Consider the following 20,318-nt stretch of genomic DNA (forward strand, 5'->3'; position numbering starts at 1 on the left):
GAACAGACCGGTCTGTCTATGGCCTCGATTGAGCTAATCTGCTGCTATGAGTCCGACCGCGCAGCCATCCGCTGCCACCGCACCCCAGGCTGAGCCGAGCTCGCGGCCCGCCGATCGACTCCTGCGTACTGCGGCGAAACTCTTTGCTTCCCAAGGCATTCGGGCTGTCGGAATCGATCAGATTTTGCGCGAGGCAGGGGTGGCCAAGGCCAGTCTTTACAGTACCTACGGCTCCAAAGACGCCTTGGTGCTGGCCTACCTGAACGATTTGGATCAGGCTGATCGCAACCGCTGGGGTCAGGCGGCCACCGAGGCCGGCGACGAGATCGACAAGATCCTGTTGTTCTTCGACCTGGCCACGGTGGCGGCGACCGCGCGGGACTTCCGGGGCTGCCTCTACGCCAACGCGGCCACCGAATTTCCCGGAGTGGAGTTCGAACCGGTTGCCGCGCACCGCCGTTGGCTGGTGGAAACCATCGCCGACCTGCTCGCCGGCGCGGGCATCACCGAGCCGAACAATCTGGCCAGACAGATCCAGCTGCTCTACGACGGCGCGCTGGTGGGCTCCAAGATCTCGCGTTCCGTTGAGCCCATCACGCAGGCGCGGGCCTGGGCCGCCGAACGGATCGCCACGAAACTCCCCTGAGTGCGCCTCAGCAACCGTTGACCCTGGCCGCCGTGCCGAGCGTGGGCCATGTTGTCGATACCACTGCCAAGATTCGCCGATAACCTCCACGCTGGGCGCGCATGGCTCCTAGCCCAGGTCGCCGTCGACGTAGCGCTGCAGGTTCGGCGCCACAGCCGCGACGATTTCGTCCTCACTCATCGACGCGACGGGCTCGATCTTCCAGATGTAGCGCATCATCGCCAGACCCATGATCTGAGATGAGATCAGTCCGCTGCGCCGGCGGCGGTCCTCCTCGTCGATGCCCAGCTGCGACACCCCCATCAGCTGGCCCTCGACTACTCTGCGCAGCTTCTCGCGAGTGCTGACCTCGTGGGCGGCGGTCTGCAGCACCGCCCGCAATATCGGGCCGATCTCGTCATCGGTCCACGCGCTCAGCATCATCCGCAACAGCGCGGCACCGAGCTGCGGAACCGGCGTCGTCCAGGTCTTCGCCACGTTCTCCAGCCATCGCTGCGGTGGGTTGGTCGCCGCGTCGAGCAGGCGGTCCTTGGAATCGAAGTAGTGATAGACCAGTGCCGGGTCGACGTCGGCGGCCCGGGCGACCGCCCTGATCGTGGTGCCCGCCGAACCGTGCTGGGCGAACTCCGCGCGCGCGGCGTCGAGGATGCGGGCGGCCAGCACTCCTTTCTCGTCGCGCGGACCCGGCAGCGTCGACCTCTTCGGCATGGGATTCACCTAACCATGAAAATTTCATATTGCGTTGAGACTAGTTTCATCGTAGCGTGAAACTAATTTCAACACACCGTGAAAAAGGAGTCGACGATGGCCTCCACCACCGTCTCCGGCATCGAAGCCGGTCAGCGCATGCTGAACGGGCCGCAGACCACCGGCCGGGAGTACCGCAACCTCAGTACGCCGACCCACGGCATCACCACCGACGTCAACGTCGCCGTCCCCATGCGCGACGGGATCGACCTGCTGGCCGACGTGCACCGCCCCGACGGCCCGGCCGCCGAGGGGGCGCGCTTCCCCGCCCTGATCGCCGCATCGCCCTACCCCCGCCAGATTCAGGACCTGGGCGCCCCGGCAGGGTTCATCGAGGCCGGCGCGACCGACTTCTGGGTGCCCCGCGGGTACGGACACGTCATCGCCAACGTGCGCGGCACCGGCGGGTCCGGCGGCACGTTTGAATTCTTCGACGCCCAGGAACGCCGCGACATGTACGACCTCGTGGAATGGGTGGCCGCCCAGCCGTGGTGCGACGGCAACGTCGGGATGATCGGCATCAGCTATTTCGCGATGACCCAGCTGGAGGCCGCCGTCGAACGCCCGCCTCACCTCAAGGCCATCTTCCCGGTGGCGGTGACCGCCGACCTGTACGAAGCCGCCTCACACCACGGCTTGTTCAGCTCGTCGTTTGTCACGCCGTTCCTGTCGATGCTGGGGCTGACCGCTGGCCGCAGCGACGCGTTCTGGCGAAGCCGCCCACTGGGTTTGGCGCGCTGGGTACTCAACACCAAGCCGCTGCACCACAAGTTCGCCACCATGAACGGCGAAGCGGCCGTGACGATGATGCGCGGGCTGCTGAAGCTGCCGCACGACCCGCACCCCTGGGACGACCTGTGGCTCGACACGGCGGTCCGCCATCCCACCCGCGACGCCTGGTGGGATGAACGCAACCTGCTGCCGCTGCTCGAGAATGTCGACATCCCCGTCTATTTGGGCTGCGACTGGGAGAACGTGCCGCTACACCTGCCCTCGACATTCGCCGCCTTCGCGGCACTCACCAACAGCCCGGCGGTGCGGGTGGGCATGCTCGGCCAGTACGGCCTGACCTGGCCGTGGGAGAGCCTGCACATGGAAGCACTGGCCTGGTATGACCATTGGCTCAAAGGGCGCGACACCGGCATCCTCGACGGCCCGGCCATCCGCTACGTGCTGCCCGGCGCCGACGGGTGGCGCACGGCCGAATCGTGGCCGCCGGTCGGCGAGCTTCGGGCACTGGCGCTGCGCGCCGACGGGACTCTCGACACCGACGAAGGCGACTCAGGCGCAGAGGATTTCATGACCCTCGGCACCGGGCTGGGCCGGGCCGGGCCCAGCACGATCGATCCCCCGTCGTCGCTGACCTGGACCAGCCAGCCCCTTGCCGAGCCACTCGACGTCGTCGGCGATATCGAGCTGCGCCTGCTCGCCAGCGCCACCGCCGCCGACACGGCCTGGATCGTCACCCTGTCCGACGTCGCCCCCGACGGCAACGCCGAGGCCATCACCGCGGGGTGGCTGCGCGCCAGCCTGCGTGAGGTCGACGAGGCGGCCAGCCGCCCCGGCGCTCCGGTGCTGCCGTGCCGCAACCCGATCGCAGTGCCCGTCGGCGAGGACGTCGAGTACCGAATTCCGTTGGTGTCCAACGCTCGGCGGTTCGCCGCCGGGCATCGCGTCCAGCTCACGATCACCAGCGACGACCAGAATCCCAACACCCCGGCGATCATGAACTTCCGGCACGCCAGTGTCGGCACCAGCAGCATCAACACCGTGCGCTCGTCGTCGCGGCTACTGCTGCCCGTGCTCGCCTGAACCGAAGACCAGCGGCAGTTTCGGCAACGCGAGTGAGGGCGCCGGCCACTCGACCAGCGGATCGAACCCGGGAGCCACCTCGAAATCGGGGATGCGAGAAAGCCACTCGGTGAGGACGAGCCGCGGTTCCATCCGGGCCAGGTTCGAGCCCAGGCAGCGGTGCGGTCCACCGCCGAATCCCCAGTGCCGGTGCAGCTTGCCGTCCATCACCAACTCGTCGCCAGAGATCCCGTCGCTGCCGTCCCGGTTGATCGCGGCCAGCGGCAATCGCACCTTGGCACCGGCGGGCAGCGTGACGCCGGCGACCTCCACCGGCCGGGTGGTGACGCGCGGGATCAACGGGGCCGGAGACTCGAGCCGCAGCAACTCCTCGACGAACACCGGGATCTGGCTGGGATCGGCGCACAGCAGACGGCGCACGCCGGGCCGGCGTGCGAGCATCAGGAGCGCCGAGCCGATGGCGGACCTCACTGTGTCGAGCCCGGCGAGGATGAAGACGTAGCCGAGGCCCAGGGCCTCGCCGTCGTCGAGTGGATCGGAGCCCGTGAGCACCTGCGACAGGATGTCGTCGCCCGGGCTGCGGCGATGCTCGGCGATAGCTCCGGTGAGGTAGGTGGCCAGTTCGATGGCCGGTGTCAGGTCGGCATCGTCGAGTGAGTCCAGCAGGCCGATGTCGATGATGGCGTCTTTCCAGGCCACCAGCCGGTCGCGGTCCTCGAGGGGAAGACCGAACAGCGTCAGGAACACCTGCGACGGATACGGAATCGCCAGCTCCTGCACCACTTCACAGCTGTCGTTGGCGGCGATGTCGTCGATCACGTCGATCGCCTGCTGCTGCAGCGACGGCAGTAACGCACCGAGGGTCTGCATGCTGAAGAACGGGTGAAGGATGCGGCGGAAGCGGGTGTGCTCGGGCGGATCGAAGGCGATCGGGACCATCGGCAGTGGGCTGCCCAACCCGTCGAAGGCTTTCTTCGACGAGTAGACCTCGGTATTGCGCAACGCCTCGAGAACGTCGTCACGACGGGCCAGCGTGTAGTAGCCGTCACCCGCGATCAGTGGACCCGCGTCGCGCAGCGCGGCCCACCCGACAGCCCGGTCGGCGGCCATCGGTAGTTCGGCCAAGTCCAGCCGTGGGATCTCGTCGAGATCCGGCCTACTGCTCATGCGGCGCCCTCCTGGGGTCTCGCCGCATTTGTAGTACGTACCCGGCACCAAAGTCAATGACTCAAGTCAGTGAAAATAGCGGCCAGCCGAGTTGACATTCGGTGGACGCGTTCGAGAACTACTGGCCAACCCGCCTGCGATCATGAACACATGGACCAGGCAACATATGACAAGGGACGGCAGATCCGGGCATCGGTGCTCGGCGAGGATTACGTCGCCAATGCCGAACGACAGGCCGACAGCTTCAGCAAGCCGCTGCAGGATCTACTGACCGAGTACTGCTGGGGTGCGGTCTGGGGCCGCGAGGAGCTGCCGCTCAAGATCCGCAGCATGCTGAACCTGGCGATGATCTCGGTGCTCAACCGCCCGCATGAACTGAAAACCCATGTGCGCGGGGCACTGACCAACGGTGTCACCCGAGACGAGATCCGCGAGGTGCTGCTGCAGGTGGCGATCTACGGTGGTGCGCCCGCGGCGGTGGACGCTTTCCGCGTCGCGCGGGAAGCCTTCGCCGAACTCGACGCCCAGTGAGCGGCGCTGAGGACTTGATCGGGTTCATCGGCCTGGGCAACATCGGTTTCCGGATGGCCGCCCGCCTGATCGAGACCGGTCACCATTTGGTCGTCTTCGACACCCGCGCCGAGGCCGTCGCGGCCACCGTCGCATTGGGCGCGCAAGCCGCCACCTCCCCGCTTGACGTCGCCGACCGCAGCGAGACGGTGCTGGCGAGCCTGCCGTCGGTGCAGGCCTCCCAGGACGTCGCCACCGGCCCCGACGGGGTGATCGAGGGGCGCCGCGTCAAACGTTTCGTCGATCTGTCCACCGTCGGCAGCACCGCCGCACAACAGATCCAGGCTCAACTGGCCCAGCGTGGCGTCGCGATGCTCGACAGCCCGGTCAGCGGCGGCGTCGGCGGGGCCGCGAAAGGTACGCTGACGCTGATGGTTTCGGGCCCGCGGGCCGAGTACGACCTCGTCGAGCCGATCCTGGCCCGGCTGGGCACGCCGTTCTTCATCGACACCAAATCCGGTGCGGGCCAAACCATGAAGCTGGTCAACAACCTGCTAGCCGCCACCGCGCTGGCCACCACCTGCGAGGTGGTCGTGATGGGCGTCAAGGCGGGCCTCGACCCATCGGTGATGATCGACGTGATCAACGCCGGGTCGGGCGCCACCAACGCCAGCCGCGAGAAGTTTCCGAAGTCGATCCTGTCGCGCAGCTTCGACTACGGTTTCGCCACCGGACTGATGGTCAAGGACGTGCGCCTCTACCTCGAGGAGGCCGCCGCACTGGGGCTGTCGGCGGAGGTGGCCTCGGCGATCGGGCATCTCTGGGAATCAGTCATGCGCGAAGAGGGGCCGGAGTCGGATTTCACCTCGGCGATCAAACCCATCGAGGCGGCGGCCGGCGTCATCGTGGATGGCCGGCACCGGCGCACTCCAGCCTGAGTTCGAATCACGTTTACGCTAAACCTGGTTGAGCCGCACCGGGCTATCTAGTCTGCGTCGGTGAGTTCAACTCGCCGGCAGCCGGCAGCCGTCACGCTGCGCGGAGTCGGCCGAACGTTCGGAACCCACACCGTCCTGCGCGACATCACCATCGATATCGCACCCGGTGAGATGATCGCCCTCCTCGGCGCGTCGGGCAGCGGTAAGTCCACGCTCCTACGACTGGTCGCCGGCCTCGACGAACCGACACACGGGCGCATCGAGGTCGACGGAAAACCGGTGCGCGGCATCGATTCTCGCTGTGCGGTGGTCTTCCAGGAACCACGTCTGCTGCCCTGGCGGACCCTGGCAGGCAACGTCGCCTACGGCTTACCGGCAGGCACATCCCGCTCCGACGGTCAGGCAGCCGTGTTGCATTGGCTGGACGTCGTGGGCCTGCACGGCTTCGAGAAGCACCGACCGCGTCAGGTCTCCGGTGGAATGGCCCAGCGCGCCGGACTGGCGCGGGCGTTGGCACGCCAACCCGGCGTGCTGCTGCTCGATGAGCCACTGGCGGCGCTGGATGCCTTGACCCGCATCCAGATGCAGGACCTGCTGGGCCAGGTGCGGCAAGAGGCCGGTGCGACAGCCGTTTTGGTCACCCATGACGTGGAAGAAGCCCTTGTGCTGGCCGACCGGGTCTTGGTGCTGCGGGCCGACGGCACTGCCGGGGCGGGCATCGCGGTGTCCGTCGACGTCACCCTGCCGGCACCACGGGATCGCACCGATCCGGCCCTGACTGCCTTACGCCACCAATTGCTCGGTGAACTCGGCCTTCCCGGCCGCAGTATCTCGACCCGTTCCCTCGATCCGCAGGAGGCCCTCACATGAAACGTCACTGGCTCACGACTGTGGTGCTGAGCTGCCTGATCGCAACGGTGGCGGCGTGCAGTTCGAACAGCGGGCAGACGGCGTCGAAAGAGGTGCACCTCGACTACGCCTACTACAACCCGCTGAGCCTGGTGGTTCGTGACCAGCAGCTGCTCGAGAAGAACGGCTACCAGGTCAGCTGGGTGCTGTCCGCCGGCAGCAACAAGGCCAACGAAGGCCTGCGGTCCAATGCGCTCGACCTGGGCTCCACCGCGGGGTCGGCCGCGCTGGTGGCGCGCGCCAACGGCGCGCCGATCAAGATCGTCGACGTCTACAGCAAGCCAGAGTGGACAGCGCTCGTCGTCGCCAAGAACTCCCCGATCACGTCGGTCGCTGACCTGAAGGGCAAGAAGATCGCCGTGACCAAGGGAACCGACCCCTACTTCTTCCTGCTCCAATCACTGGCCACTGCCGGCCTGACCCCGGCGGACGTCGAGATCGTCAATCTGCAGCACGCGGACGGCAAAACTGCTCTGGAGCGCGGCGACGTCGATGCGTGGTCGGGCTTGGATCCGTTCCTCGCCCAGACAGTCCTGGAGCAGGGATCGCGGATCCTCTACCGCAACCCGGATTTCAACAGCTTCGGCGTGCTGAACGCGCGCGAGGACGTCATCGCCAACAACCCCGCCACCGTCCAGGCCGTCGTCGACGCATATGAGCAGGCGCGGACGTGGGCCAAGGGCCACCCCGACGAGTTGGCCGCGCTGCTGGCCCGTGAGGCCAAGGTGTCCCCCGCTGTGGCCAAGGACGAACTGGCACGCACCGACCTCCAGATCGACCCCACCCCTGGCCCCGCTCAGATCGCGGTATTGACCAAGATCTTGCCGCTTGCCGTGAGCGACAACGACATCAAGTCACAGGACGCCGGGCAGAAGGCGCTCGACACGATCGTGGAGCCGAAATTCGCTCAACAACGGGCCCAGTAGTGACGCGCGCCGCCGCACTGCGGCGCGCACCGGTCGCGCTGCTAGGGGTCATCGTCCCTGTCGCGCTGGTCGGCGTCTGGCAGCTCGTCGCGGCCTCGCACGTGTTCTCCGACAGCCAGCTGCCGGCCCCCGCCGATGTCGCACGCGCGTCCGTCGTCCTACTGGCCAACGGCCAACTCTGGGTGCACCTTCAGGCCAGCCTGGGGCGGGTGTTCCTCGGCTACTTGTCCGGAGCGGCAACCGGATTGGTCCTCGGCTCACTGGTGGGGTTGTCAGTCACGGTGCGCCGGTTCATCGGCCCGACAGTCGGGGCCATCCGTACCGTGCCCTCGTTGGCGTGGGTTCCGCTGCTGCTGTTGTGGTTCGGCATCGGTGAAGAACCCAAGGTGCTGTTAGTCGCGATCGGCGCGTTCTTCCCGGTCTATACCACCACCGCATCGGCACTGGCCCATGTCGACGACCAACTGCTCGAGGTGGGACGAGCCTATGGGCGTTACGGCACAAGCCTTCTGCTGACCGTCTCGCTGCCTGCCGCCGCACCCGAACTGATCAACGGTCTCCGATTGGGGCTGGCGAACGCGTGGCTGTTCCTCGTCGCGGCCGAACTGATCGCATCGTCGAAGGGGCTCGGGTTCTTACTCATCGACAGCCAGAACACCGGCCGGACCGACGTGATGCTGCTGGCGATCGTATTGCTGGCCGTGCTGGGAAAACTCACCGATACCGTGTTCGGCCTGTTCGAGACAGGGGTTGCTAGAGCGCGCGCCACCAGCTGATGGGCCGCACCGCGGACGAATTGCTCTGCCAGGCAGGACGCCAGAGGCCCGCAGTGGATTTCGCGCCCTGGTCATCGAGAAGCTGACGCACCCGGCTGGTCAACCAGTTGATCATCACGACCTCCTACCACCGCGCCGTGAGCGCGTGACCTCTAGTATGAGGCAGAGATCAAGGCAACGGGCGATTGCCCGCATTGACACGCCCTGAACGTCAAGCGACGAATTAGGGGCGTGCGGTCACGATATCGACGAACAGCTTGTGCACCCGCCGATCGCCGGTCATCTCGGGATGGAACGCGGTGGCCAGCATGCGACCCTGCCGCACCGCCACGATGTGGTCACCGGCGCGCGCCAGGACTTGCACCTGCGGCCCGACCCGCTCCACCCATGGCGCCCGAATGAACACCGCGTGGGCGGGCCCGTCCAGCCCGTCGAAATCGATATCACCTTCGAAGGAATCCACTTGGCGTCCAAAAGCGTTGCGCCGCACCGTCATATCGATACCACCCAGTGGCACCGCCTCGCGGCCCGGCGCGCCGGCATCGAGGATCTCGCTGGCCAGCAGGATCATGCCCGCGCACGAACCGTAGGCCGGCATGCCGTCGGCCAGGCGCTGGCGCAGCGGATCCAGCAGCTCGAATTCGCGCAGCAGATGGCTCATGGTCGTCGACTCCCCGCCCGGGATCACCAATGCGTCCACCGTGTCGAGTTCGCTGCGGCGGCGCACCGTGGACGCCTCCGCGCCGGCTTCCCGCAGCGCCGCCAGATGCTCCCGAGTGTCGCCCTGCAGTGCCAGCACGCCCACCCGGGGCGGAGCCGCTGGGCCGGCGACATTGGACCCAGTCATGGGCCGGTGTATCCGCGACGGTAGCGGGTGAGCCCCTCCTGCATGACAGCCGCCACCATCTCTCCGTAGCGGTTGAAGATCTTGCCCTGGGTCAGCGACCGGCCGCCGCAAGCCGACGGCGAGGACTGGTCGTACAGCAGCCACTCGTCGGCCCGGAACGGCCGCATGAACCACATGGCGTGATCCAGCGACGCGACATTCAGGTGTTTACGTTCCTCGGGGTAGTTGACCTGCGCCGAGCCGAGCAGCGTGAGATCGCTCATGTAGGCCAGCGCGCAGATGTGCAACACGTGATCGTCGGGCAGCGGGTCCTTGTGCCTGAACCACACCTGCTGCTGGGAGGCCTTGCCGGGCAGCCTGGCCACCTGTTCGCGCGGCACGATGCGGACGTCCCATTCGGCGAATTGGGCAAAGCCGGCGTCGTCGAACACTCCGCCCTTGGAGATGAATCCGGGCAGGTCGTCCGGGGGCGGCGCGGCGGGCATCTCGTCCTGGTGTTCGAGGCCGCTCTGATCGCTCTGGAACGACGCCGACATCGAGAAGATGGTCTCGCCGTGCTGGATGGCGTTCACCCGGCGGGTGACGAACGATCCGCCGTCGCGCAGCCGTTCGACGATGTACACCGCCGGGGCGGTGGCGTCGCCGGGCCGCAGGAAGTAGCCGTGCAGCGAGTGCACCTGGAAGGCGGGGTCGACGGTGCGGACCGCGGATACCAGTGACTGCCCGGCGACGTGGCCACCGAAAGTGCGCTGCAGGAAACCGGATTCGGGGCTGAACACCTGCCCGCGGTAGATGTTGACCTCGAGCTGCTCAAGGTCGAGGATCTGTTCTATCGCCACCGTTACCAGCCGCGCTGAGCCAGTCGATGCGGCTCCGCGATCTCCTCCACGTTGATTCCCACCATGGGCTCACCGAGCCCCCGCGACACCCGCGCCAGCACGTCGGGGTCGTCGTAGAAGGTGGTGGCCTTGACGATGGCGGCGGCCCGCACGGCGGGGTCGCCGGACTTGAAGATGCCCGAGCCGACGAACACGCCCTCGGCGCCGAGTTGCATCATCATCGCGGCGTCGGCGGGCGTGGCGATACCGCCGGCGGTGAACAGCGTGACCGGCAGCTTGCCGGCCCGCGCCACCTCGACGACCAGGTCGTAGGGGGCCTGCATGTCCTTGGCCGCGACGTAGAGCTCGTCCTCCGCCAGCGATGACAGCCGGCGGATTTCAGCCCCGATGGACCGCATGTGGGTGGTCGCGTTGGAGACGTCGCCGGTGCCGGCTTCACCCTTGGAGCGGATCATCGCCGCTCCCTCGGTGATGCGGCGCAGCGCCTCGCCCAGGTTGGTCGCCCCGCACACGAACGGCACGGTGAACTTCCACTTGTCGATGTGGTGGGTGTAGTCGGCCGGGGTCAGCACCTCGGATTCGTCGACGTAATCCACACCGAGGCTCTGCAGGATCTGCGCCTCGACGAAGTGTCCGATGCGCGCCTTGGCCATCACCGGGATGGTGACTGCCGCGATGATGCCCTCGATCAGATCGGGGTCACTCATCCGGGCCACACCGCCCTGGGCGCGGATGTCGGCCGGGACGCGCTCGAGCGCCATGACGGCCACCGCTCCGGCGCCCTCGGCGATGCGCGCTTGCTCGGGGGTGACGACGTCCATGATGACGCCGCCCTTGAGCATCTCCGCCATGCCGCGCTTAACCCGAGCGGTACCGGTCTGCGCGGGGCTACCCGAACCGTTGGTATCCACTGTCAATCCCTTCGTTTGATACGGATCCAGTCTAAAGGGCCGTGCAAAACTCAATATGTGCCCCGGCGGGCAGGTGCGAAGCGACCGGGAAACGAACGTGTCAGCGGATGGGGTGCAACTCCCTGCCCGGTCCGCCGGCTCGTCCGTCGGCCAGTAGATTCGCCTCCGCGAGCAGCTCACCGAGCTGCAACGGGTACACCGTCTGCCCGCCTGCGGCCAGCTGATCGATCGCAGCTGAGTCACACCAGCGATGGCCGTGAATGTACCGCAGTTCGAGCGGGGTCCGCCCAGCCGAGGTCGGTTCGAAGCGGGTGGTGCGGTGGATGAAGTAGAACTCCTGACTGGACACGACCTTGCCGTTGAAGTCGATCAGCGAGTCGCGGCGCCACACCGGCCCGATCATCGCCGCCGGTTCCACCCGCAGTCCGGTCTCCTCAGCGAGCTCGCGGACAGCGGCATCGACCAGCCGTTCGCCGGGTAACGCCTGACCGCCGACGGTGAACCACCAGCGCGGCGCCGCACCGCCGGTGACGGCCGGGTCGGATCCGCAGAACAACAGCACCGCACCCTGCTCGTCGAGCAGGACGACCCGCGCCGAGGTGCGCCGGTCCGGTTGGTCGGGATTCTCCTGCGTCGCGGCGGTGGGGTCTGCGGCGCCGGCCGCGCGCTCAGCGATCTCGAAATAGGTGGGCAGCGGCGCAGTGCCGGCCAGCCGCAGCCAGCGAACCGGGCGCCGCTCCCGCAGCGCCAGGGTGTCGCGAACGGCGTCGTTGTGGAACCGCCGGGCCAGCAGCACCCGGGCTTCGGCATCGGCCAGCTCGGCGACCAGCGCCACCGGCATCGACGTCGGGTCGACCATCGCCAGCGCCGCCGACAGTTCGTTTTCGGCGGTTTCGCGGCCGGATCGGGGGGCGCGTTCGGCCGCGTCGGCAAGCGCGGCCAGCCGCTTGCCTTCCGGCCGCCCGCGGTAGGCGTCGGCGGCCACCGCCCGGGCGACGACCGCGCGCCGGGCCAGCGCCCCGTCGAGCGCCTGCCAGGACAGGTCGTAGCGGATGTGCAGCCGGTCCAGCCGGCCGGCGGTCTGCAGGGCCAGCATGGCGCTGACCACGAGTCCGACGATGAGAACGGCGGTCAGCACCCAGTACAACCCGGGTGCCACTAGCTATTTCCCCGAGTTGCTTCGCTGCGGGCCGCCGATCCCGCCACCCGAACCTTCACGCCTGCCCCAGCGACGGTCTCGTAGACCCGCATGATCTGGTCGGCCACCACCGGCCAGTCGTAGCGGCGCACCGCGGCCTTGGCCGCCGCAACATAGCGCTTGCGCAGGGCGTCATCATCGAGCACCTCGATGAGCGCCTCGGCCATTGCCGCCGAGTCGTCGACGGGTACCAGCCGGCCGGCCTTGCCGTCGAGCAGCACCCGCCGGAAGGCGTCGAGATCACTGGCCACCACCGGGGTGCCCGCGGCCATCGCCTCCACCAGCACGATGCCGAAGCTTTCGCCGCCGGTGTGTGGTGCGCAGTACACGTCGGCGCTGCGCAGCGCGGCCGCTTTCTCGGCGTCGTCGACCTGACCGAGGAAACGCAGGTGACCCGCCAGGTCGCCGTGCTTCTCCCGCAGCTCGTCCTCGTCACCTCGCCCGACAATCAGGATCTCGATGTCCGCGAACCGCTCCACCAGCGCGGGCAGCGCCCCGATCAGAACCGCCATGCCCTTGCGGGGTTCGTCGAAGCGCCCGAGAAACAACACGGTCTTGCCGGGCCGCGGATAGCCGTCCAGCCGCGGCGCCGACGCCAGGGCGGCGACGTCGACGCCGTTGGGAATCTCGACGGCGTCGGAGCCCAGCGCTTCCATCTGCCAGCGCCGGGCCAGTTCGGACACGGCGATCCGGCCGACGATCTTTTCGTGATAGGGCCGCAGGATGCCCTGGAACACGCTCAGAGTCAGCGATTTGGTGGTCGAGGTGTGAAACGTCGCGACGATCGGGCCTTCGGCTGCTTGTAGCGCCAGCATCGACAGGCTCGGCGCGTTGGGTTCATGCAGGTGCAGCACGTCGAAATCCCCATGCGCAAGCCACTTTTTGACATGCCGGTGAGTGGCCGGACCGAACCGCAGCCGGGCCACCGAGCCGTTGTACGGAATCGGTACGGCCTTGCCGCCGGAGACCACGTAGTCCGGCAGTTCGACATGCGGCGATGACGGCGCCAGCACACTGACGTCGTGGCCGCGATGTCGCATCACCTCGGCAAGCTGCAGGATGTGCGACTGCACCCCTCCAGGCACGTCGAACGAGTACGGGCAGACCATGCCGATCCGCATCAGGTGGGCCGATCCTCCCGCAGGCGGGCCCGCCGCTCGTCGGACAGATCAGCCAGCCACTGCGGTTGCAGCATGTGCCAATCCTGGGGGTGCTCGGCGATATTCGCGCCGAACCGGTCGGCCAGCGCCTGGGTGATGACACCGACGTCACCGCTGGAGCAGTCCAGTTCCGGGTAGAGGTCGACGACCCAACCGTCGTCGGTGAACCAGGAGTGCACCGGTATCAGTGCGGCGCCGGTGTCCAAGGCCAGCTTGGCCGAGCCGGCCGGCATCCGGGTGGCCTCCCCGAACAGGTCGACGGGAACCCCTGAGTGGCTCAGGTCCCGCTCGGCCATCAGGCAGACCACCTTGTTGGCCCGGAGCCGTTCGACCAGAACCTCGTAGGCCGGCCGTTCCCCTCCGGTCAGTGGCAGAACCTCGAAGCCGAGGCTCTCGCGGTAGTCGAGGAAGCGCCGGTACAGCGATTCGGGCTTGAGCCGCTCGGCCACCGTCGTGAAGGTGCCGTTCAGCTGGACCAGCCACACCCCGGCCATGTCCCAGTTGCCGCTGTGCGGCAGCGCCAGGATCGCACCGCGGCCGGCGGCCAGCGCGGCCTCCAGGTGTTCCTTGCCGTACGCAGTCTTGTCGAGCTCGGGCCCCAGCTTGGTGTGGTCCATCGTGGGCAACCGGAATGCCTCCCGCCAATATCGGGCGTAAGAGGCCAGCGAAGCACGAACCAGCGAATCCGGCACTTCGGCGGGTGTCGTGCCGATCACCCTGGCCAAGTTCTTGCGTAGCTGCCCGGGCCCGCCACCCTGCGCGGCATACCAGGCGCCGGCATCGAAAGCGTTGCGCGCCACGAACTCCGGCATGGCACGCACCAGACGCCAGCCCGCGGCGTAGCCCAGGTCGGACAGATTCTCGCCGCTCGGCAATCGGCTGCGCCCCGCTGTCCACAGCTGCGCCGGTGTGCTGATCACTGCTCGGTGCCTTCGGGTTCATCGGCTGCAGGCTGCCTAGTGGCCGGCGGGATCTTGTCCATCGCACCGGGGCTGGAGCGCACCGTGCGCACGCGCTGGCCGACCGTCACCAGGCTGGCCACCGCCAAAATCCACATCGCGACCGGCAGCAGCACCGGGATCGGGAATAGGGGGAAGCCGGAAAACCCGGCGCCGACCAGCACGATGATCAGCCGCTCAGGCCGCTCGATGAGCCCGCCGCCACCGTCGAGTCCGCTGGCCTCGGCCCGGGCTTTGACGTAGGAGATCACCTGCGAGGTCACCAGGCAGATCAGGGTGGCCACCATCAGTGACGAGCTGTGCAGCCCGAACACCGACCACCACAACAAGCCACAGAAGATCGCGCCGTCGCTGATGCGGTCGCAGGTGGCGTCGAGGACGGCACCGAAGCGGGTGCCGCCGCCGCGTTGGCGTGCCATCGCGCCGTCGAGCATGTCGGCGAGCACGAAGACGAACACGGCTACCGCGCCCCACCACAGCACGCCAATCGGGAACAGGGTCAGCGCAGCCAGCACCGAACCCGCGGTGCCGATGATCGTGACCATGTCGGGGGTCAGCCCGATTTTCAGCGCACCCTTGGCCACCGGCGTACTCAGCTTGGCGTACGCGGCGCGGGTCATCAGGTAGAAATCGCTCACGGCTGGCGGACCCATTCGTCGGCCAGCAGTTTGCGGGTGTCGCGCAGCAGCTGCGGGATGACCTTGGTTTCACCAACGATCGTGATGAAGTTGGCGTCGCCGGCCCAGCGCGGCACCACATGCATGTGCAGGTGCTCGGCCAGTGAACCGCCCGCGGACTTCCCGAGGTTGAGCCCGACGTTGAACCCGTCCGGGCTCGACACCGCCTTGATGACGCGAATCGCCTTCTGGGTGAAGGCCATCAGCTCGCCACTCTCGGCCGCGGTGAGGTCCTCGAGCTCCGACACCTGCCGGTAGGGCACCACCATCAGATGGCCGGGGTTGTACGGGTACAGGTTGAGCACCACGTAGACCTGCTCGCCGCGGGCGACCACCAGACCGTCTTCGTCGGGCAACGTGGGGATGTCGGTGAACGGCTTGGAAGGCCCTGCGGCCCGGCCTTCTTTCTGCGCGGGCACGTCCAGGATGTAGCTCATCCGGTGCGGGGTCCACAGGCGCTGGAGCCGGTCCGGTTCGCCGGCTCCCGAGTCGACGATGGCGTTTTGGTCGTCAGCCACCGTCGACCGTCACCAGTTCGGCTGTGGGAGCATCATTCTTGCGGTCGGCGATCCATTTCTTGATCGTGGCGACTGCCTGGGCCCGGGGCACTCCGTTGATCTGGGTGCGGTCCCCGAACCGGAATGACACCGCGCCCGCCTCGACATCGCGATCTCCCGCGAGCAGCATGAACGGCACCTTCTGATTGGTGTGGTTCACGATCTTCTTGGCCATCCGGTCGTCGCTGGTATCGACCTCAACCCGTACGCCGTGCGACTTCAGCTCGGCGGCAACGTCTTCCAGATATGGCACGTGGGCCTCGGCGACCGGGATGCCGACCACCTGAACCGGCGCCAGCCACACCGGGAACGCACCCGCGTAGTGCTCGGTGAGGACCCCGAAGAACCGCTCGATCGAGCCGAACAGCGCACGGTGAATCAGCACGGGCCGCTGGCGGGTGCCGTCGGCGGCGGTGTACTCCAGCTCGAACCGGTCGGGCATGTTGAAGTCGAGCTGGATAGTCGACATCTGCCAGCTGCGCCCGAGCGCGTCCTTGACCTGCACGGAGATCTTGGGGCCGTAGAACGCCGCACCGCCCGGATCGGGTACCAGCTGTAGACCGGACGCTTCAGCGACCTCACGCAGGGTCTCGGTGGCTTCTTCCCACATCTCGTCGGAGCCGACGGCCTTGTCCGGGTTCTTGGTGGAGAGTTCCAGATAGAAGTCATCGAGGCCGTAATCGGCGAGCAGGTCGAGCACGAACCGCAGCAGCGAAGCCAACTCGTCGCGCATCAGTTCACGAGTCGTATAGATGTGCGCGTCGTCCTGAGTCATGCCGCGCACCCGGGTCAGGCCGTGCACCACACCGGACTTCTCGTAGCGGTACACCGAGCCGAATTCGAAGAGCCGCAACGGCAGTTCCCGATACGACCGGCCCCGCGACCGGTAGATCAGGTGGTGCATCGGGCAGTTCATCGGCTTGAGGTAGTAGTCCTGCCCCGGCTTGCGCAGCTTGCCGTCCTCGTCGAACTCGGCGTCGATGTGCATCGGCGGGAACATGCCGTCGGCGTACCACTCCAGGTGCCCGGAGGTGATATAGAGCTGTTCTTTGGTGATGTGCGGGGTGTTGACGAACTCGTAGCCGGCCTGCTCATGCTTGCGACGCGAATAGTCTTCCAGCTCACGCCGGATGATGCCGCCCTTGGGGTGGAAAACCGGTAGGCCAGAACCCAATTCGTCGGGGAAGCTGAACAAGTCCAGCTCGACGCCGAGCTTGCGATGGTCGCGGCGCTGCGCCTCCTCGATCAGCTCGAGGTGACGGTCCAAGGCCTCCTGCGACTCCCACGCGGTGCCGTAGATGCGTTGCAGGCTGGCATTGTTCTGGTCGCCGCGCCAGTAGGCCGCCGAGCTGCGGGTGAGCTTGAACGCCGGAATGTCCTTGGTGGTCGGGATGTGCGGCCCGCGGCACAGGTCCCCCCAAATGCGTTCGCGGGTACGGGGATTGAGGTTGTCGTAGGCGGTCAGCTCGTCGCCGCCGACCTCCATGATGTCGGCGTCGCCGGATTTGTCGTCGACCAGCTCCAGTTTGTAGGGCTCACCGGCCAACTCGGCACGGGCTTCGTCTTTGGAGTCATACACCCGCCGGGAGAACAGCTGACCGTCCTTGACGATCTTGCGCATCCGCTTCTCCAGCGCCTCGAGATCCTCCGGTGTGAAGGCCTCCGGCACGTCGAAGTCGTAGTAGAAGCCGTCGGTGATCGGCGGGCCGATGCCGAGCTTGGCTTGCGGGAAGAGTTCCTGCACCGCCTGAGCCAGCACGTGTGCGGCCGAATGCCGGATCACGCTGCGGCCCTCGTCGGTGTCGGCGGCCACCGGAATCACGTCGACGTCGGCGTCGGGGGTCCAGCTCAGGTCGTGCAGCTTGTCATCACCGTCGCGCACGACGACGATCGCGCCGGGTTCGCCACGGCCCGGCAGCCCGGCGTCGCGCACCGCAGCGCCCGCGGTAGTCCCGGCAGGCACCCGGATCGGGGCTGCTGGGGCGGGGTATGCGGGGGCGCTCATTGCTGGCCTCTTTCGGCTGAAACAGACACGAGACACCTACTGCGGTGCTCGCGATCGGACGCGACCATGCTATCGGGGCGCTGGTCAGGCGCCGAGGGCGATGGGGCTGTCCAACGCGGGATGGTCCAAGCCCAGCAGTCCGGCCGTCCAGCCCACCGCGCCGACCAGCCACAGCGTGGCCACCACCACGGCGGCGGTCAACACCGCACCCAGCGCCTGCACCCACCAGCCTTGCCTGCGGAACCACGCCATCACACTGTCGTAGCGCGCCCGGGTGAACGACAGGGTGCGGTGCGCCCAATAGAACTCGGTGGCCAGGATCGCCAGCCCGAGGAACACGATGGCCCAGCCAGGGCCGGGATACGGGATCGCGACGATCCCGATGAGCAGCACGGTGAGCCCGACGACTGCCACCAGCACCCGGTAGACGAAGTCGGCGACCGGCCGCTCCCGCAACGTCTCCCGCCGGCCCGCCCACCCGCGCAGAAGGCGCTTCATGGCTGCCCCGGTTTGAGCGTCACGAACAGTCCTTCCCCGTCGGCCAGCAGGTCATCGCCGTCGGAAAGCCGCACGTCGACGAAGATCTTGCGACCTTCGGTCCGCAGCACCCCCGCGTCGACCTGAAGTTCCTTCTCGATCGGCACGATCTTGCGGTAGTTGACGTGCAGGTACGCGGTGCGCTGGTAGGGGCCGCCGGTCACCAGGAACGACGTCTTGCCCAGCACCGAGTCGAAAAGGTGGGCGATGAATCCACCGTGCACGGCCCCGTTGCGGCCGAGGTGATAGCGCCGGAACCGGACCCAGCCCCGCAGTCGCCCGTCCTCACCCACTTCGGTCTCGTTGGGGACGGTGACGATGCTGCCGCGCATCGGCAAATCCATCCGCCGGCCGGACGGGGTCGACCACTCGTCGGCGTCGTACGGCCTCAGGATTGCCGACGCCTGCTCGAGCAGGTCGGCGGCCTGGGTGACCACCTCGTCGGGCGCGTCGGCGGCACGCGCGCGATCCTGCAGCTCGCGTACGGCCTCGATGAACCGGCCGTAATCCGGGCCGCCCTTCTCCGTCGGGACGGGCGGGTTGAATCCACCGCCGGGGTGCAGCGCCGCCGCGACCTCACCGATCGCCGTCATGTCTTCTGCCACCTGGCTACCGTAGACCGGTGAAGCTCAGTGACCTGGCCGGCCGGCCCTTGACCTACGCCGAGGTGGGGGCCACGGCAGCGGACCTGCCGGCCGGCTACCACCATGTGCGGCTGTCGTCGCGGATCGGCAGCGGCCGGCCCCGTTTCGAACAGGCGGCCAGCGCGGTGATGCACTACGGGATGCTGCGCGGCGCCGGCCTGCGGGTGGCCGCCACCACCGAGGTCGCCGAGGTCGGCACGGACGTGCTGGGGCGGTTGGGGCCGTTCGCCGCGCCGTGCCGGGTGGTCTACGTGGTCGACGAACTCAACCGCCGCGGTTTCGCCTACGGCAGCCTGCCCGGGCACGCCGTGTCGGGCGAGGAGATGTTCGGGGTGCGTTACGAGCCCGCGGACGAGTCCGTGCACGCCGAGGTGGTGGCGTTTTCCACGCCTGCGACGTGGTGGAGCCAGATCGGGGCGCCGGTCGCCTCGCTGATTCAGCGGGTGATCACCCAGCGCTATCTGTCGGTGGTCTAGGCGCGGCTTTGCGCGCGGCGACGTCGACTTGATACGTGAGGATCGCCAAGCCGAACAGGCCAATGGCCAGGCTGATCAGCGCGGCGAAACCCTCGGTGCCGAAGTGAACCAGCGCGCTGAGGAAGGTGAACACCAGCGCGCTGTTGCGCAGCAGGCGCAGCGGCCACACCTTCGTGGTGCGCCGCAGCGCGATCATCGCGGGCAGCGCCATCGCCAGGGTCAGCCCCGCACTGACCAACAGGATCATCGTGGCCGGGCTCTTGCCGGCCAGGTGGACCTTGACGTGTTCGTCGCCGTAGAAACGCCCGCCCAAGGCGATCCCCAGCGCGTGGAAGAACAACCCGAACACTGCGCCGGCCACCAGCAGCCAGCCCACCCAGGGAATCCACTTCGGGCTGCGAAACACGGGAGGAATCAACCGCTGAGCCCACTGCCGCAGCCGGTAGAGCCGGTCAGAGGCACGGTCGGCCGACTGTAATAGAGCTCGGACGTTCTCGACATCATCGTCCGCTGCTCCCCCGGCCCGGGCCTGCTCGACGAGTCGCAGCCCGATCTCGCGACGGTGGTCGGCCACACCGCGAGCCATCCCGTCGGCGGCGATCGTGGCCGCCGACGCCAGACATTCATGCGCGCTCAGCGGCCGGATCGCACGCACGGCACGGGCGCCGACCAGGATCAGGCACACCAGGATGTACATGATCTCGGCGGCGGGGCCGTAGAAGTAGTCGTTGTCCTTGGTGACGAACTTGCCGACCTCGTCGAGGAACAGGCCGAACCCGATGCCGCCCAGCACCACGGCCACCGTCCGCGCGCCGGAGCCCAGAGCCATCCAGCCGATCAGCAGGGCCAGCATCATCAGCGCGCCGCCCCACAGCGAGTGCGCGATGTGCAGGTCACCGCCGCCGATTTGCGGATATCCGGTGAGTTGGAGATAGAGCCGGGTCAACAGGATGGTCGCGATGGCGATGATGACGAACGCCTCCGCCGAGGCGGGGCCGACGGCATTGCGCGCGATCGGGCCGCGCCGCGCCTTGGTGCGCTCGGTCATCGGGTCCCCCGTCGCGTCGATGTTGTGCC

At 67.6% G+C, this 20,318-nt stretch carries 22 protein-coding genes; 8 read left to right on the forward strand and 14 right to left on the reverse strand.

Annotated features, from left to right (window positions below; genetic code table 11):
- Positions 1–46 precede the first annotated feature (46 nt).
- Positions 47–646, forward strand: coding sequence for a TetR/AcrR family transcriptional regulator (locus tag CG716_RS00410; RefSeq protein ID WP_094475406.1), 600 nt, complete (start codon positions 47–49; stop codon positions 644–646).
- 108 nt (positions 647–754) lie between these two features.
- Here the strand turns inward: CG716_RS00410 and CG716_RS00415 are convergent, their stop codons facing one another.
- A complete protein-coding gene (locus tag CG716_RS00415; RefSeq protein ID WP_207760541.1) occupies positions 755–1,354 on the reverse strand; it encodes a TetR/AcrR family transcriptional regulator in 600 nt (199 codons plus the stop codon).
- 96 nt (positions 1,355–1,450) lie between these two features.
- Here CG716_RS00415 and CG716_RS00420 point away from each other — a divergent pair, with 96 nt between their 5' ends.
- Entirely contained in the window at positions 1,451–3,205 is a 1,755-nt protein-coding gene (locus CG716_RS00420; RefSeq protein WP_094475408.1) for a CocE/NonD family hydrolase, read from the forward strand.
- Here the strand turns inward: CG716_RS00420 and CG716_RS00425 are convergent.
- The gene (locus tag CG716_RS00425; RefSeq protein ID WP_094475409.1) at positions 3,182–4,372 is read right to left on the reverse strand and encodes a cytochrome P450; all 1,191 of its coding nucleotides are present in this window, start codon (positions 4,370–4,372) and stop codon (positions 3,182–3,184) included. The two genes, CG716_RS00420 and CG716_RS00425, sit on opposite strands and share 24 nt — an antisense overlap.
- A 150-nt stretch (positions 4,373–4,522) precedes the next feature.
- Here CG716_RS00425 and CG716_RS00430 point away from each other — a divergent pair, with 150 nt between their 5' ends.
- From CG716_RS00430 to CG716_RS00450, 5 genes are all read left to right on the forward strand, one after another.
- Entirely contained in the window at positions 4,523–4,903 is a 381-nt protein-coding gene (locus CG716_RS00430; RefSeq protein WP_094475410.1) for a carboxymuconolactone decarboxylase family protein, read from the forward strand.
- A complete protein-coding gene (locus tag CG716_RS00435; RefSeq protein ID WP_094475411.1) occupies positions 4,900–5,820 on the forward strand; it encodes an NAD(P)-dependent oxidoreductase in 921 nt (306 codons plus the stop codon). Before CG716_RS00430 ends, CG716_RS00435 begins: the two co-directional genes overlap by 4 nt.
- A 60-nt stretch (positions 5,821–5,880) precedes the next feature.
- Positions 5,881–6,690 carry an ABC transporter ATP-binding protein gene (locus CG716_RS00440; RefSeq protein WP_094475412.1) on the forward strand — a complete coding sequence of 270 codons (810 nt, stop codon included), beginning with the start codon at positions 5,881–5,883 and terminating at the stop codon, positions 6,688–6,690.
- Positions 6,687–7,655, forward strand: coding sequence for an aliphatic sulfonate ABC transporter substrate-binding protein (locus CG716_RS00445; protein WP_094475413.1), 969 nt, complete (start codon positions 6,687–6,689; stop codon positions 7,653–7,655). The genes CG716_RS00440 and CG716_RS00445 overlap by 4 nt, the downstream gene beginning before the upstream one ends.
- A 65-nt stretch (positions 7,656–7,720) precedes the next feature.
- Positions 7,721–8,431: an ABC transporter permease subunit gene (locus tag CG716_RS00450; RefSeq protein WP_207760550.1), complete on the forward strand. Its 711-nt coding sequence runs from the start codon at positions 7,721–7,723 to the stop codon at positions 8,429–8,431.
- A gap of 223 nt (positions 8,432–8,654) precedes the next feature.
- On the opposite strand, the gene pdxT is transcribed toward CG716_RS00450, so the two are convergent.
- The 11 genes from pdxT to CG716_RS00505 form a co-directional block, all read right to left on the reverse strand.
- Entirely contained in the window at positions 8,655–9,278 is a 624-nt protein-coding gene (gene pdxT / locus CG716_RS00455) for a pyridoxal 5'-phosphate synthase glutaminase subunit PdxT (protein WP_094475414.1), read from the reverse strand.
- Positions 9,275–10,117 carry an acyl-CoA thioesterase II gene (tesB, locus tag CG716_RS00460; protein WP_094475415.1) on the reverse strand — a complete coding sequence of 281 codons (843 nt, stop codon included), beginning with the start codon at positions 10,115–10,117 and terminating at the stop codon, positions 9,275–9,277. Before tesB ends, pdxT begins: the two co-directional genes overlap by 4 nt.
- A gap of 2 nt (positions 10,118–10,119) precedes the next feature.
- A complete protein-coding gene (gene pdxS, locus CG716_RS00465) occupies positions 10,120–11,028 on the reverse strand; it encodes a pyridoxal 5'-phosphate synthase lyase subunit PdxS (protein ID WP_094475416.1) in 909 nt (302 codons plus the stop codon).
- A gap of 100 nt (positions 11,029–11,128) precedes the next feature.
- Entirely contained in the window at positions 11,129–12,124 is a 996-nt protein-coding gene (locus CG716_RS00470; RefSeq protein WP_094475910.1) for an NUDIX hydrolase, read from the reverse strand.
- Positions 12,125–12,186: 62 nt separating this feature from the next.
- Positions 12,187–13,347: a glycosyltransferase family 4 protein gene (locus CG716_RS00475; RefSeq protein WP_094475417.1), complete on the reverse strand. Its 1,161-nt coding sequence runs from the start codon at positions 13,345–13,347 to the stop codon at positions 12,187–12,189.
- On the reverse strand, positions 13,347–14,261 hold the full coding sequence (locus CG716_RS00480) for a phosphatidylinositol mannoside acyltransferase (protein ID WP_410430847.1): 915 nt from the start codon (positions 14,259–14,261) through the stop codon (positions 13,347–13,349). Before CG716_RS00480 ends, CG716_RS00475 begins: the two co-directional genes overlap by 1 nt.
- A 41-nt stretch (positions 14,262–14,302) precedes the next feature.
- On the reverse strand, positions 14,303–14,983 hold the full coding sequence (gene pgsA / locus CG716_RS00485) for a phosphatidylinositol phosphate synthase (RefSeq protein WP_094475914.1): 681 nt from the start codon (positions 14,981–14,983) through the stop codon (positions 14,303–14,305).
- Positions 14,980–15,540 carry an ATP adenylyltransferase gene (locus CG716_RS00490; protein WP_094475418.1) on the reverse strand — a complete coding sequence of 187 codons (561 nt, stop codon included), beginning with the start codon at positions 15,538–15,540 and terminating at the stop codon, positions 14,980–14,982. The genes pgsA and CG716_RS00490 overlap by 4 nt, the downstream gene beginning before the upstream one ends.
- Positions 15,533–17,584, reverse strand: a complete 2,052-nt coding sequence (thrS, locus tag CG716_RS00495; protein WP_094475419.1) for a threonine--tRNA ligase — start codon at positions 17,582–17,584, stop codon at positions 15,533–15,535. Before thrS ends, CG716_RS00490 begins: the two co-directional genes overlap by 8 nt.
- Positions 17,585–17,668: 84 nt before the next feature.
- The gene (locus CG716_RS00500) at positions 17,669–18,082 is read right to left on the reverse strand and encodes a TIGR02611 family protein (RefSeq protein WP_094475420.1); all 414 of its coding nucleotides are present in this window, start codon (positions 18,080–18,082) and stop codon (positions 17,669–17,671) included.
- The gene (locus tag CG716_RS00505; RefSeq protein WP_094475421.1) at positions 18,079–18,714 is read right to left on the reverse strand and encodes a PaaI family thioesterase; all 636 of its coding nucleotides are present in this window, start codon (positions 18,712–18,714) and stop codon (positions 18,079–18,081) included. Before CG716_RS00505 ends, CG716_RS00500 begins: the two co-directional genes overlap by 4 nt.
- Positions 18,715–18,743: 29 nt before the next feature.
- Here CG716_RS00505 and CG716_RS00510 point away from each other — a divergent pair, with 29 nt between their 5' ends.
- Positions 18,744–19,241 (forward strand): DUF1990 domain-containing protein, encoded by a 498-nt coding sequence (locus tag CG716_RS00510; RefSeq protein WP_094475422.1) that lies wholly within the window; start codon positions 18,744–18,746, stop codon positions 19,239–19,241.
- On the opposite strand, the gene CG716_RS00515 is transcribed toward CG716_RS00510, so the two are convergent.
- Positions 19,213–20,289: a hypothetical protein gene (locus CG716_RS00515; RefSeq protein ID WP_094475423.1), complete on the reverse strand. Its 1,077-nt coding sequence runs from the start codon at positions 20,287–20,289 to the stop codon at positions 19,213–19,215. The two genes, CG716_RS00510 and CG716_RS00515, sit on opposite strands and share 29 nt — an antisense overlap.
- Between the last annotated feature and the right edge of the window lie 29 nt (positions 20,290–20,318).

Source organism: Mycolicibacterium sphagni, from assembly GCF_002250655.1.
Classification (GTDB): Bacteria; Actinomycetota; Actinomycetes; order Mycobacteriales; family Mycobacteriaceae; genus Mycobacterium; species Mycobacterium sphagni.

Coding starts and splice junctions, on each gene's coding strand:
- CG716_RS00410 (WP_094475406.1), top strand. CDS start 47: ATGAGTCCGACCGCGCAGCCATCCGCTGCCACCGCACCCCAGGCTGAG.
- CG716_RS00415 (WP_207760541.1), bottom strand. CDS start 1,354: ATGCCGAAGAGGTCGACGCTGCCGGGTCCGCGCGACGAGAAAGGAGTG.
- CG716_RS00420 (WP_094475408.1), top strand. CDS start 1,451: ATGGCCTCCACCACCGTCTCCGGCATCGAAGCCGGTCAGCGCATGCTG.
- CG716_RS00425 (WP_094475409.1), bottom strand. CDS start 4,372: ATGAGCAGTAGGCCGGATCTCGACGAGATCCCACGGCTGGACTTGGCC.
- CG716_RS00430 (WP_094475410.1), top strand. CDS start 4,523: ATGGACCAGGCAACATATGACAAGGGACGGCAGATCCGGGCATCGGTG.
- CG716_RS00445 (WP_094475413.1), top strand. CDS start 6,687: ATGAAACGTCACTGGCTCACGACTGTGGTGCTGAGCTGCCTGATCGCA.
- pdxT (WP_094475414.1), bottom strand. CDS start 9,278: ATGACTGGGTCCAATGTCGCCGGCCCAGCGGCTCCGCCCCGGGTGGGC.
- CG716_RS00470 (WP_094475910.1), bottom strand. CDS start 12,124: ATGCTGGCCCTGCAGACCGCCGGCCGGCTGGACCGGCTGCACATCCGC.
- CG716_RS00475 (WP_094475417.1), bottom strand. CDS start 13,347: ATGCGGATCGGCATGGTCTGCCCGTACTCGTTCGACGTGCCTGGAGGG.
- thrS (WP_094475419.1), bottom strand. CDS start 17,584: ATGAGCGCCCCCGCATACCCCGCCCCAGCAGCCCCGATCCGGGTGCCT.
- CG716_RS00500 (WP_094475420.1), bottom strand. CDS start 18,082: ATGAAGCGCCTTCTGCGCGGGTGGGCGGGCCGGCGGGAGACGTTGCGG.
- CG716_RS00505 (WP_094475421.1), bottom strand. CDS start 18,714: ATGACGGCGATCGGTGAGGTCGCGGCGGCGCTGCACCCCGGCGGTGGA.
- CG716_RS00515 (WP_094475423.1), bottom strand. CDS start 20,289: ATGACCGAGCGCACCAAGGCGCGGCGCGGCCCGATCGCGCGCAATGCC.